Below are 13,251 nucleotides of genomic sequence, written 5' to 3'. Positions count from 1 at the left end.
ATGTGTAAACACATTTCAGGACGGGACAAAGCCGACAAAAAAGGCGCTACCAATCGGTTAGCGCCTTTTCAATGTGTTGTGCTTGTGACCTTACTTCGCGTGGTACTGCTTACTTAAACGGTGTACTGCTTCAATAAAGTGACCCGCATGCTCTGGGTTCACATCAGGGTGAATACCGTGACCTAGGTTGAAGACATGGCCCGTGCCCCCTTTGCCATCATTAGAGCCACCAAAACCTTTTAAGATGGTCGCGACTTCTTGCTCGATACGCTCTTTCGGTGCGTAAAGCATTGATGGGTCCATATTGCCTTGCAGTGCAACTTTGTCGCCCACACGCGCTTTGGCGTCTTCAATATTGATAGTCCAGTCAAGACCAAGTGCATCACAACCTGTTGCCGCAATACTTTCTAACCACATACCGCCATTTTTGGTGAATAGTGTGACGGGCACTTTGCGACCGTCGTAATGACGAGTTAAGCCATCAACGATTTTGTGCATGTATTGCAGTGAGAAGTCTTTGTAGTCGCGAGGTGATAACACGCCACCCCATGTATCAAATACCATCACAGATTGCGCGCCTGCAGCAATTTGAGCGTTCAAGTAACTGATCACTGAGTCGGCCAACTTGTCTAACAACAAGTGCAATGTTTGCGGCTCTGCGTACATCATTTTCTTGATTTTGGTGAACGCCTTTGAACTACCACCTTCAACCATGTATGTGGCTAACGTCCAAGGACTGCCCGAAAAACCAATGAGTGGTACTTGGCCGTCTAACGCTTTGCGAATTGAACGCACTGCATTCATTACGTATTGCAATTCACCTTCTGGATCCGGCTGACCAATTTTTTCCACATCCGCTTTGCAGGTAATTGGACGCTCGAATTTAGGCCCTTCACCTGTTTCAAAGTAAAGCCCTAAGCCCATCGCATCAGGAATCGTTAAAATATCACTAAATAGAATCGCAGCGTCTAGCGGAAAACGACGAAGAGGCTGAATAGTAACTTCAGTAGCCAATTCCGTATTGCGACACAACGACATAAAATCGCCAGCATCTTTACGGGTTTCTTTGTATTCAGGTAGGTAACGACCCGCCTGGCGCATCATCCAAACTGGTGTGTAATCTACAGGCTCGCGCAGCAAGGCACGCAGGTAAGTATCGTTCTTTAATTCAGTCATGCTTCAGTCGTTCTAGTCAAAATCTGCGCGCATTCTACCACTGCCCAGAAGTGAGATCTATCAAGCCTTAGCATTCAACGATTAAGCTTTGATTTATATTAAGATTCGCCAACCATAACGGTTAACTCACAATGACACATTCAAGCTAAATAGCTAACACTTTGGTTAAAAATATCATCAACTTATCAACCAGTTTAGCGATGATAGCAACATAAATTACCGTAATTTTCGTAGTAAAAATAATCAATTATTGTGTAAATACAGTGTTGCAATCGAAAAATGACTTTGTTATAAAATGTAACGCGCTAGTTAAGAAAATAACTCATAAGAAGCTTGTTATAACAAGACCACACAGCGAGCATTTCAAGCCTTACTCCGGTAAGGCTTTTTTATTACTTAAAATTTGTTTCCTAAAATTTAGTGTCGGGTTTGCGTTGATTCAATTAAACGGTGAGTTGAAAGGTTACTGGCCCGTCGTTAAGCAATGATACTTTCATATCAGCGCCGAATATTCCTGTTGGCGCCTTAAAGCCCTTAGCCCTTAATTCCCGCGTAAACAATTGATATAAATCTTTGCTCATTTCTGGTGACGCAGCACTGGTAAAGCTTGGACGCATACCGCGGGTGGTATCCGCTGCTAAGGTAAACTGAGAAACCACCAAAACATCACCGCCAGCTTGCTCGACGTTGAGGTTCATTTTGCCCTGCTCATCTTCAAACACGCGATAACCCGCAACTCGCTCTGCCAGTCGCTTAGCTTTCTTTTCATCGTCATTAGGTTCAATGGCAAGCAGCACCAATAAGCCCTTGCCTATTGCTCCGGCCGTTTCGCCTTCAACCACAACATTGGCATGACTAACCCGCTGAATTAATGCAATCATTCGTTATTGTTTTTGTTCGTCTAAGAATGCCGCCATTGTATCGGCTGCTTTGCAAAAAGCATCTATTGTTTGTGATTCAAAGCCACTGTGCCCAGCACAAGGCAGTATTTGCAGCCGCGCATTCTGCCAACGCTTGGTCAGTTGATAGGCAACGTAGAGTTGGCAAATCATGTCGTAGCGACCGTGCAAAATTATCGCCGGTAAATGCGTCACTCGCGAGATTTGATCAAGCAAATAATTAGCAGTGAGTTCGCTCGCATTGGCAAAAAAATGTGCCGATATTTTTGCCATGCACAGTGCCTGATGTTGATCGGTTATATGATTTTTATCAATGTGTTGATGTTCAATTGACGACAAACGTAATTCCCATAAATACCAAGCCTTACTCGCGGCTGTTACCGCCAATTCATTAGCCGAAGACAAGTGATTTTGGTAACTGCGAAGTGGATCTAACTGCTCTTGTTCCGACAAGATACTGAGAAAATCTTGGTAATACTCAGGAAAAAACTTAGCTGCTCCATCAGGGCGATACAGCCAATCCAGCTCTGCTTGCGTCCCTAAAAAGATACCGCGAAGAATAAACGCCAGTACTTTACTGGGGTGAGCAATACCATATGCTAACGCGAGTGTTGCCCCCCAAGAGCCACCGCAAAGCAGCATTTTATCAATCCCCAAATGTTGGCGAATACGCTCAATGTCTTGTACTAAAGCTGGCAAATCATTGTTGTTTAGGGAAGGTGAAGGGATTGATCGGCCACAGCCCCGCTGATCAAACAAAATAATACGGTATTTCTCTGGGTCAAAATAACGCCGGTAATTCTCACTGCAACCAGCGCCTGGCCCGCCATGCAAATACATAACAGGCGTACCGTTTACATTACCAGATTGCTCGATGTAAAGCTGATGCTCATCATCGACCGATAACCACTCTTGCTGATAAGGCAGAATTTTAGGGTATAGGGAACGAGACATAGTAACCGTCATAGCGAGACTCTCTTAATTGTAGTGTTTTTATTCGACTTTGCTGTCGTCAGAGCTACCTAGCACCTGTTGCGTTTCATCGGCGTGAGAGAAGGATTCAATCGCTGCGGTAAATAAAGCCCCAAACAATACCACCAACCAAGACAAGTACACCCATAAAAATAAAATTGGGATACCCGCTAATGCACCATAAATGGCTTGATAAGATGGTACTTGTGTAACGTATAAGGCGAAGCCTTTCTTTGCGATTTCAAACAATACGGCAGCGATCACAGCGCCACTTAACGCGTGCTTAGCAGCAACGGTTTTATTCGGTACCACTAAATATAAAATCAAGAACGCCAACATGGATATCAACATAGGTAAGGCTTTGATCAAAATATTGCTAATCCCTAAAAAGTCATAATCCCCAAAGGAGGCTAACGACACAATATAAGACGTTGCAGCAATGCTTCCGCCCGTTAGTACTGGCCCTAACGTCAGCACCATCCAGTACATAGAAAACGAGGTGATAACTCGGCGCTTGGCCTTAACCCGCCAGATTTTATTTAAGCTTTTGTCGATCGCTGAAATTAGCAATAGCGCAAACAAGAACAAAAAGATAATGGCGATGGCCGACATTTTTGAAGCATTTTCAACAAAGCCAGACAGATATACCTGCACGGTATCACCCGCGGCTGGCAGAAAATTGCTGTACACAAAGTTTTCGATGGTTGAGCGTATATCGGCAAAAATCGGAAACGCGGTCATCACAGATAACATCACCAACACCATAGGCACTAGCGACATTAAGGTAACGTAAGAAAGATAACCAGCAACCACGTGAATATGATCATCGGTAAGGCGCTTGCTCAAGTGTCGAGCAAAGGAAAGGACTAAACGAGGTGGCGGCAGATAACCTTGAAGCTTGTTAACGAACATATAAATTTACCGATTTATAGTTTAAACACTAGCCGCTTTATACTATGATTAAACAGCAATATTTTTCCAGAAAATATAACATAATTAATAGGATATAACTATGTCAGGACAAGGTTCAGGTGGTAACGTTATCGCCGCGATTTGCAGTTTCTTTATCGCAGGTTTAGGCCAGTTAGTGCAAGGCCGAATTCTTGCTGCCATCGTATTTTTTCTGCTTACTTGGGTAAGTTATGCCATGGCAGCAACTGGGATATTATTTTTTATGGCATTGCCCGGCTTTATTTTCCACGTTTGGTCAATTATTGATGCCGCGCGTTATAAAGGCAGCAGTTAATCATGCGCCTGCTTAATCTGATAAAAATCACGGCGCTGATTGTGGTATTGCAAGGCTGCCAATCAGCCTATTATTCAGCCATGGAAAGCTTTGGTAAGCACAAGCGCGATCTGCTGGCAGATGAAGTGGAAAATGCGCAAGAAGCGCAACAAGAAGCACAACAGCAATTCGCCAGTGCATTGGAGCAGCTTTCAACCATGATCGCCTTTGACGGCGGTGACTTACAAGATCAGTTTGAAGCAACAGAGGCACAATACGAGGCAAGTGTTGAAGCTGCCGATACAGTGTCTAAACGGATTGACAATATTGAAGATGTTGCTAGTGCGCTTTTTGAAGAATGGTCTGACGAAATTGAGCAATATTCGAGTGCTAAGCTGAAAAGGCAAAGTGAAAGCCAACTGCGCGAAACACAGCGTCGATACCAACGCTTACTGAGTGCTATGCAGCGTGCAGAGCGCAAAATGGCCCCCGTGCTAGCGGCCTTGAAAGACAACACCTTGTATTTAAAACACAACCTCAATGCCAAGGCGATTGGTGCGCTTGAAGGCGAATATCAAGACATCAAAACAGATATTAATAGTTTGATTGGTGAGATGAACAAAGCCATCGAAGAGTCTGAAAAATTCTTATCGTCATTAGAAACCAGTGGTTGACGCGACTCTGTTAACGTGCGAGATAAGTATTCTGTGATACAGGTGCTTTGTCCAATAGGTACTTTGCCGAATAAAATGCTTAATAGCGCCAGTCGTTGAAAGTGATAAAAAGCCGTATTGCTATTTCCCTTGTGCAATACGGCTTTTTTAGTCTTTATTATTTGACGATTTGCTTGCCGATGGAGTGGTATCCAGTGGTGAGGTTGTGCTTAGCTAAGTGCTTGTTCAAATGTGCTTTTTATAAACAGTGCTCAAGCTCACATCTACCGCCCAATACCCCACTTAATGCTGGCATACCCGATCAATCAATATCATGCTCATCAATCACATGGCTGCTGCGAGATCGCTTAGTCGTCGACAAAGAAAATTGAGGTCGATTGAGCTCTGCCAAAATATCAGTAAGCTGGCGAATATCTTTATGCTTCGCAGCGCCTTGGCCTAACACTTGGTTAAGCTCTCCAAGCTTCTTTAAATGTTCCGGTGTCATTGCGTTAAATTCTCTATGATAATTGCTGTTACGACGATGTTGCTTTGCCTGCGCACAAATCTTAGCGGGTGAGTCTAAGTTGGCGACCAGTGGCTTGCTTTTCGCCTTGTTGATTGTTGCGACTATCATTCATAAATTCTTCGTAAAGCACTTGCCGTTCAAACTGCTCGTTTATGCTTGCTTGTTTAGCCATCACTTGCTCAAACAAAGTACTTAATCTACCTACCTTATTGCCGTCCATGGTATGTCACTTGTTGTTGCTTAATTTTATAATGCTAAAGTCTAGCAGTAACCACATGGTACGCTAGCGCCTAACACTGACAACAAACCAGTAACAAAACCGTCACAACGCATTTCAAACAAAATAAATACAATAAAATCAGAATTTTGAGATAGTGCTGTACAAAAACAGAGTCTAACTGTGCTTTATCACGTACAAAGAGTTAAGACATCTCTTACAAACTGATGCTACTTCCTTCACCCCAAATTACTGACAGCATAGGCTTCTTGGCGCATTTCATTAAAGCCCAAATAAAAAAGCCACCTCAAATAAGGTGGCTTTTGCAAATAACTTTAATGATTATTTTTTCGAGCGGCTTTCGCGCTTGCGATCAGACTCTTTTAACCACTTCTTACGAATACGGATATTCTCTGGCGTTACTTCCACTAATTCATCGTCATCGATAAATTCAAGTGCTTGCTCTAACGTCATTTCAATTGGCGGTGTTAATACTTGTGCATCATCTGTACCTGATGCACGCACATTGGTTAACTGCTTACCTTTAAGCGCGTTAACTGTTAAGTCGTTATCACGGCTGTGAATACCGATCACCATACCTTCATAAACTTCAACACCGTGACCGATCATCAAGCGACCACGCTCTTGCAAGTTAAACAACGCATTGGTAAGAGCCTTACCTGTCGCATTGGCAATAAGCACACCATTGATACGCTGACCGATTTCGCCACCTTTGTGCGGACCATACTCAAAGAAAGTGTGGTAAATCAAACCAGAGCCAGACGTTAGCGTCATAAATTCTGTTTGGAAACCAATTAAGCCACGGCTTGGCATAATAAAGTCCATACGGATACGACCTTTACCGTCAGGCGCCATATCGGTTAGCTCTGCTTTACGTAAGCCCATTTTCTCCATGATTGAACCTTGATGCTCTTCTTCAACATCAATCGTTACCGTTTCGTATGGTTCTTGTAGCTCACCATCCACTTCGCGCATGATAACTTCTGGGCGTGATACTGCCAGCTCGTAACCTTCACGACGCATGTTTTCAATCAAGATACCTAAGTGCAATTCACCACGACCAGACACTTTGAATTTGTCTGGATCGTCAAGTTGCTCAACACGTAATGCTACGTTGTGTACCAGTTCTTTCTCAAGGCGATCAAGAATATTACGCGAAGTCACGTACTTACCTTCTTGACCAGAAAACGGTGAGGTGTTTACTTGGAAAGTCATGGTTACTGTTGGCTCATCAACAGATAACGCTGGCAATGCTTCCACTTCTGTTGGGCAACAGATAGTGTCAGAAATTTTCAGCTCACCCAGACCAGTAATCGCGATAATGTCACCCGCTTGCGCTTCTTCAACTTCGTTACGCTCTAGGCCTAAGTAACCAAATACTTTACCGACTTTACCGTTGTGAATCGTACCGTTAGCACCATTTACCGTAACTTGTTGGTTTGGCTTAACAGAACCACGCGTGACACGGCCAACACCGATTACGCCTAAGTAAGAGCTGTAATCCAGTTGCGAGATTTGCATTTGGAATGGACCGTCTAAGTCAGCATTTGGTGGTGGAACTTGATCAACAATGGTTTGGAACAATGGTGTCATATCTTCACCTTGCTCACCTTCTTCGTGCGAAGCCCAGCCATTGATTGCTGATGCGTAAACCACTTGGAAGTCTAACTGCTCGTCAGTTGCACCTAAGTTATCAAATAGATCAAATACTTGATCCATTACCCAGTCAGGGCGAGCGCCTGGCTTGTCGATTTTGTTAATGACAACAATTGGCTTCAAACCTTGAGCAAATGCTTTTTGCGTTACGAAACGCGTTTGTGGCATTGGACCTTCTTGTGCATCAACGATAAGTAGTACTGAGTCAACCATTGACATCACACGCTCTACTTCACCACCGAAATCGGCGTGACCCGGGGTGTCAACGATATTAACGCGGTAGTCGTTCCATGTGATTGCAGTATTTTTCGCTAAAATTGTGATACCGCGCTCTTTCTCGATATCGTTTGAGTCCATCACACGATCTTCTAACTCAGTGCGCGCATCTAATGTTCCCGACTGTTCGAGAAGCTTGTCAACAAGCGTTGTTTTACCGTGGTCTACGTGGGCAATAATCGCCACATTTCTTAATTTATCTAACACAGGCTTTTGCTCATAGGGCTATAATTGGGCGCGAATTATACAGGACTAACCATGACAAATAAAATAAAACCCACTAAAGCCTGCATGAACAAAAATTAGATCAAACATCCCTCACAATGCACTGGTATAAGGCAAAAATATTCTCTACACTTTTTTTGCACCATAAAGATCAACCTGATGTTCTATTTTGGTGCATCAATAACATCCCAATCTGATTGACACCCCATTTTTATTGGGCTATCGCGTTGGCACGTAATTCGCTTAGGTTCTGCCAAGCTGAATGCTGCGCATTTATAATTAATAATTAGATAACTTCACTGGAGACGCTAATGTCACAAGCAGTTTTAGATTTAATCAAAGAAAACGATGTTAAGTTCGTTGATTTACGTTTCACCGACTCAAAAGGTAAAGAGCAGCACGTTTCTCTACCTCACCATCAAGTAGATGAAGACTTCTTCGAAGAAGGTAAAATGTTTGATGGCTCTTCAATTGCTGGTTGGAAAGGTATTAACGAATCAGACATGATTTTAATGCCTGACGCGTCTACTGCAGTACTAGACCCATTCACAGAAGAAGTTACTTTAAACATTCGTTGTGACATCGTAGAGCCTGCAACTATGCAAGGCTACAGCCGTGACCCACGCTCAGTCGCTAAGCGCGCTGAAGAATACATGCGCTCAACGGGTATTGCTGACACTATTTTGTTTGGCCCAGAGCCAGAATTCTTCGTATTTGAAGATGTGAAATTCAAAGCGGATATGTCTGGTGCTTCATACTCTATTGATGATCCAGAAGCGGTTTGGAACTCAGATACAGATTACGAAGGCGGCAACAAAGGTCACCGTCCAGGTGTTAAAGGTGGTTACTTCCCAGTGGCACCAGTAGATTCATCACAAGACTTACGTTCAGCAATGTGTTTAGTGATGGAAGAAATGGGCTTAGTGGTTGAAGCGCATCACCACGAAGTTGCTACTTGTGGTCAAAACGAAATCGCTTGTCGCTTCAATACTATGGTTAACAAAGCGGACGAAGTTCAAATCTACAAGTACGTTGTTCACAATGTTGCACACGCATACGGTAAAACAGCCACTTTCATGCCTAAGCCATTAGTGGGTGACAACGGTACGGGTATGCACTGTCACCAATCACTAGCGAAAGACGGTGTCAACCTGTTCGCGGGCGACAAGTACGGCGGATTGTCTGAAACGGCGCTTTACTACATCGGTGGTATTATCAAGCATGCTAAGGCAATCAACGCATTTACCAACGCTTCAACAAACTCATACAAGCGTTTAGTACCTGGTTTCGAAGCGCCAGTAATGCTCGCTTACTCAGCACGTAACCGCTCTGCATCAATCCGTATTCCAGTAGTACCTTCACCAAAAGCACGTCGTATCGAAGTGCGCTTCCCTGATCCAACAGCTAACCCGTACCTTGCATTCACAGCAATGCTGATGGCTGGTCTTGACGGTATTAAAAACAAGATCCACCCTGGCGATGCGATGGATAAAGACTTATACGACTTACCAGCGGAAGAAGCAGCAGCAATTCCACAAGTCGCACCATCATTCGAAGCAGCGCTTGATGCACTAGAAGCTGATAAAGAGTTCTTAACAGCGGGTGGTGTAATGGACGAAGATATGATCGACGCCTACATCGGCCTTAAACGTGAAGAAGTTGAAAAATTAAACATGACAACTCACCCAGTTGAGTTCCAAATGTACTACAGCGTGTAACCGTTAATTTGCTGTAATTAATTACATTTCTAACAAAAAGCTCGCCTAGGCGAGCTTTTTTTGTAGCTAAGCGCTTATAATTTGTTTAGATTAAAGGTTAACCACTTTGCAGGAGCAACTTAATAAGCACATGAAGCACCTTATTATTTTCACATTTATCGCTCTGTTGTCGATACCTGCGCAGGCATATCAGGCGAAGGTTTATGTCTGGCGAGATGAAAATGGTGTATTAGTGTTTTCGGATAGCCCAAGGCCGGGCGCAGAAGAAGTTGAAGTTAAAGAAGAAAATTCAGTCCTACCGTCGATTGACACTTCCATTCTTGATATCAAACCAAAGATTATTGAAGATAAATATCAAGTCGTCATCACTCAACCTGAAGACAACGCGACTATTCGCGACAACAGTGGCTCTGTATATGTGGCTGGTGGTATTAAACCCATATTCAAGCGTGGTTTTAGCGTTCAGCTGTATTTAGACGGTAAACCCTACCAAGACCCTCAAAATCACTCGATGTTTGCGCTGCGCAATATCGACCGCGGCGAACATCAAATTAAAATTGAATTAATCAATGAGAAAGGCAAGGTTATTGCATCGTCAGAAGCAGTGACCTTTTATATGCACCGCGCCTCTGTCAATTAACGCGTTTGCGTGCAAATAAAACGGTTTAAACATATAGTATCAGATATCACGCACACTTTTGGTGCAATTGGAGTCATCTGTTGTTAAATCGTGCAGATCTAATTAATCATAAAACAACCTATCAGCAACAATTAGCAAATCAACTTGTGACTGCTGTGATGGTACTGGACGAAAAACTCACCATCCAATACCTTAATCCAGCGGCAGAAGCTTTGCTTATCAAAAGCTTCAATAAACTGTTCAATGTCGCTTTTGAAGATGTGTTCCCCAACAGCACAGTTGATGCAGCTCGACTGCAGCAGGTGATTGAAAGTGGCCAAGAATTTACCGACAGCGATGTGGTGATTTATTTGGGCGACAGTTACAAATTTACCGCTGAAATAACCGCATCAAGTACCGAGTTTAATCAGCAACCTCATATATTGATCGAGCTCAAGCAAATCGATCAGCAAAAACAAATCAGTGCTGAAGCTTTCCAGCAACAGCAGTGGGAGTCGGCCCGCGATCTCATTCGCGGACTAGCTCACGAGATCAAAAATCCTTTGGGTGGTTTACGTGGTGCAGCACAACTTTTAACGAAAGAGTTAAATGCCGAGCAACAAGAATACACGGCGATGATCATTGAGCAAGCCGACCGATTGCGAAATCTTGTTGACCGTTTGTTGGGGCCCAATCAGCTCCCCAAAATGGCGCAGCAGAACATTCATTCTGTACTCGAAAAAGTCAGCCAATTAATCAGCTTTGATAACGAAAAAGATATTATCTTGATTCGTGATTACGATCCCTCAATTCCCGAAATCGCCTTTGATGAAGACAAGTTGTTGCAAGCGATACTCAACATCGTTAATAACGCCATTCAAGCGATTGAACCAGCGAGTAGCATCACACTGAAAACTCGTATTGCCAGCAACCAGACTATCAACGGTAAGCGCATTAAACTCTCGATTTTAATTAGCATCATCGATTTTGGCCCGGGCATTCCGGAAGACATTCAAGACACACTATTTTATCCCATGGTATCAGGCCGTTCGAATGGCACTGGCCTTGGATTATCTATTTCCCGAACGCTAATCAACCAACACAAAGGGAAACTCTCCTGTATCAGTCGCCCTGGCCGCACTGAGTTTATGATTTTATTACCCTTATCCTAAGGGAAGAGTGAAGAGACATAAGTATGATTGCCGAACAAGTATGGATAGTCGACGACGACAGCTCAATTCGTTGGGTGCTGGAAAAGGCATTTAAAAGTGCAGAAATTAGCTGTGCTTCCTTCGAAAATGCGCAAAACCTATTAACAGCCTTAGATCACGGACAGCCTGAGGTAATAATCTCAGATATTCGTATGCCAAATATGGATGGTATGGCGCTGTTAAATCAGATCAGCCAACACTACCCAGATATTCCTGTCATTATTATGACCGCACATTCTGACTTAGACAGTGCCGTTAATGCCTATCAAGGCGGTGCCTTTGAATACCTGCCTAAACCTTTTGATATCGACGATGCAGTAGCCTTGACTCGCCGAGCGCTTGCTCATGTAAAAGAGCAAAGTGCTAAAGCCAAGAAAGGACAGCCTGCTCCCACTAGTGTTGGCATCATAGGTGAAGCACCAGCCATGCAAGAGGTCTTCAGGGCAATTGGCCGGTTATCTCGCTCTAGTATTAGCGTACTCATTAATGGCGAGTCTGGCACTGGTAAAGAGCTTGTTGCCCATGCATTGCATATGCACAGTCCGCGCTCAAGCGAGACTTTTATCCCCCTCAACATGGCGGCTATTCCCAGAGACTTAATTGAGTCTGAGTTATTTGGTCATGAAAAGGGGGCATTTACTGGTGCTAACTCTGTGCGCCAAGGGCGATTCGAACAAGCACATAACGGCACACTCTTCTTAGATGAAATAGGTGATATGCCACTGGATGTGCAAACTCGACTACTTCGCGTACTGGCAGATGGACAGTTTTATCGCGTTGGCGGCCATTCTCCAATTCGCGTTGATGTGCGCATTATTGCCGCGACTCATCAAAACCTAGAAGAAAAAGTAAGAAGTGGCGATTTTCGCGAAGATCTCTTTCACCGCTTGAACGTTATCCGCATCCAGTTGCCGGCACTTCGAGAGCGCAAAGAAGATATTGAGCAGCTTGCAAACCACTTCTTAAAACTCGCCGCTGATGAATTAAGCGTTGAGCCCAAAGTACTGCACAAAGATGCCGTTACCCAGCTGATGCTAAGTAATTGGCCTGGTAATGTTCGACAGTTAGAAAATATCTGTCGATTTTTAACGGTAATGGCAAGTGGTAAAGAGATATTACCTGAAGATTTGCCGGAAGAGTTACACGACACACCGCTTCCTCAGATTGGAGAAGGAGAGTCTTGGCAAACACTCTTGAGTAAATGGATGGATGAACAACTTGCTAAGGGGCGCAGTGCAATTTTAGATCAAGCAACACCTGAGTTTGAAAAGATCATGTTACAAAGAGCATTGTCGTTTACTGGTGGTCACAAGCAAGAAGCAGCCAAGAAACTTGGTTGGGGAAGAAATACGCTGACGAGAAAATTAAAAGACTTTGAGATGTAGAAGGGTATCTAACAACTGCGCTAAGAAGAAGCGCAGTTGTGATCGGTACATTGCTTACAGCTATTGCAAAGCTTCATATTGATAAAGTGAGCCGCAACGATTAGTAACGCACCAAAAACAACGAAATAAGGCTCGTATTCATCGCCAAAGTCGTGTCGCAACCAGTAAACGGCAACGCCTAAATATAACAAATAAAAAGGATAAAGTTTGCGATGATAGCGTCTAAAGCCGGAGAATAACGCAAAGGTTCCTAACATTGCAGTCGCAATTAAGAAGACAAATTCCCATGTGTGATCAGCCAAAAAGCTCAAGCCTAATAATGGCAGTGCTGGCAATAAAATAGGCAGCAGAATGCAATGTAATGCACATAGTGATGTTGCTGCTATACCAATTCTATCTAACACGTAATTACCTCTATTTGGAACGTTTTGATACTATATCACATTAGCTATAGTATCACACTGGATAA

Annotated in this window: 14 protein-coding genes; 6 read left to right on the top strand and 8 right to left on the bottom strand. The window is 43.6% G+C overall.

Annotated features, from left to right (window positions below):
* Positions 1–90 precede the first annotated feature (90 nt).
* From hemE to DXX93_RS00980, 4 genes are all read right to left on the bottom strand, one after another.
* Entirely contained in the window at positions 91–1,176 is a 1,086-nt protein-coding gene (gene hemE / locus DXX93_RS00995; protein ID WP_116006432.1) for a uroporphyrinogen decarboxylase, read from the bottom strand.
* Positions 1,177–1,619: 443 nt separating this feature from the next.
* Entirely contained in the window at positions 1,620–2,057 is a 438-nt protein-coding gene (gene dtd, locus DXX93_RS00990) for a D-aminoacyl-tRNA deacylase (protein WP_116006431.1), read from the bottom strand.
* Positions 2,058–2,060: 3 nt separating this feature from the next.
* Positions 2,061–3,041, bottom strand: a complete 981-nt coding sequence (gene pip, locus DXX93_RS00985) for a prolyl aminopeptidase (RefSeq protein WP_220347544.1) — start codon at positions 3,039–3,041, stop codon at positions 2,061–2,063.
* Positions 3,042–3,068: 27 nt separating this feature from the next.
* Entirely contained in the window at positions 3,069–3,959 is an 891-nt protein-coding gene (locus DXX93_RS00980; RefSeq protein WP_116006430.1) for a virulence factor BrkB family protein, read from the bottom strand.
* A gap of 100 nt (positions 3,960–4,059) precedes the next feature.
* Here DXX93_RS00980 and DXX93_RS00975 point away from each other — a divergent pair, with 100 nt between their 5' ends.
* Both DXX93_RS00975 and DXX93_RS00970 read left to right on the top strand, forming a co-directional pair.
* The gene (locus tag DXX93_RS00975) at positions 4,060–4,293 is read left to right on the top strand and encodes a hypothetical protein (protein WP_116006429.1); all 234 of its coding nucleotides are present in this window, start codon (positions 4,060–4,062) and stop codon (positions 4,291–4,293) included.
* A gap of 2 nt (positions 4,294–4,295) precedes the next feature.
* Positions 4,296–4,946 carry a DUF2959 domain-containing protein gene (locus tag DXX93_RS00970; RefSeq protein ID WP_116006428.1) on the top strand — a complete coding sequence of 217 codons (651 nt, stop codon included), beginning with the start codon at positions 4,296–4,298 and terminating at the stop codon, positions 4,944–4,946.
* A 301-nt stretch (positions 4,947–5,247) separates the two neighbouring features.
* Here the strand turns inward: DXX93_RS00970 and DXX93_RS20695 are convergent, their stop codons facing one another.
* From DXX93_RS20695 to typA, 3 genes are all read right to left on the bottom strand, one after another.
* On the bottom strand, positions 5,248–5,562 hold the full coding sequence (locus DXX93_RS20695) for a hypothetical protein (RefSeq protein WP_147302621.1): 315 nt from the start codon (positions 5,560–5,562) through the stop codon (positions 5,248–5,250).
* Positions 5,495–5,674 (bottom strand): hypothetical protein, encoded by a 180-nt coding sequence (locus DXX93_RS20735; protein ID WP_116006426.1) that lies wholly within the window; start codon positions 5,672–5,674, stop codon positions 5,495–5,497. The genes DXX93_RS20695 and DXX93_RS20735 overlap by 68 nt, the downstream gene beginning before the upstream one ends.
* 339 nt (positions 5,675–6,013) lie before the next feature.
* Positions 6,014–7,831: a translational GTPase TypA gene (typA, locus tag DXX93_RS00955; protein ID WP_115998710.1), complete on the bottom strand. Its 1,818-nt coding sequence runs from the start codon at positions 7,829–7,831 to the stop codon at positions 6,014–6,016.
* A gap of 329 nt (positions 7,832–8,160) precedes the next feature.
* Between typA and glnA the strand changes: the two genes are divergently transcribed.
* The 4 genes from glnA (at position 8,161) to glnG (ending at position 12,782) form a co-directional block, all read left to right on the top strand.
* On the top strand, positions 8,161–9,567 hold the full coding sequence (glnA, locus tag DXX93_RS00950) for a glutamate--ammonia ligase (RefSeq protein WP_116006425.1): 1,407 nt from the start codon (positions 8,161–8,163) through the stop codon (positions 9,565–9,567).
* 130 nt (positions 9,568–9,697) lie between these two features.
* Positions 9,698–10,207, top strand: a complete 510-nt coding sequence (locus tag DXX93_RS00945) for a DUF4124 domain-containing protein (protein ID WP_116006424.1) — start codon at positions 9,698–9,700, stop codon at positions 10,205–10,207.
* An 80-nt stretch (positions 10,208–10,287) separates the two neighbouring features.
* Positions 10,288–11,358, top strand: coding sequence for a nitrogen regulation protein NR(II) (gene glnL, locus DXX93_RS00940; protein WP_116006423.1), 1,071 nt, complete (start codon positions 10,288–10,290; stop codon positions 11,356–11,358).
* Between the two features lie 23 nt (positions 11,359–11,381).
* Positions 11,382–12,782: a nitrogen regulation protein NR(I) gene (gene glnG / locus DXX93_RS00935; RefSeq protein ID WP_116006422.1), complete on the top strand. Its 1,401-nt coding sequence runs from the start codon at positions 11,382–11,384 to the stop codon at positions 12,780–12,782.
* 20 nt (positions 12,783–12,802) lie between these two features.
* On the opposite strand, the gene DXX93_RS00930 is transcribed toward glnG, so the two are convergent.
* The gene (locus DXX93_RS00930) at positions 12,803–13,186 is read right to left on the bottom strand and encodes a MerC domain-containing protein (RefSeq protein WP_116006421.1); all 384 of its coding nucleotides are present in this window, start codon (positions 13,184–13,186) and stop codon (positions 12,803–12,805) included.
* Between the last annotated feature and the right edge of the window lie 65 nt (positions 13,187–13,251).

The sequence above is a fragment of the Thalassotalea euphylliae genome, from assembly GCF_003390335.1.
Lineage (GTDB): Bacteria > Pseudomonadota > Gammaproteobacteria > Enterobacterales > Alteromonadaceae > Thalassotalea_F > Thalassotalea_F euphylliae_B.
This window is presented reverse-complemented; position numbering and strand designations above follow the sequence as displayed.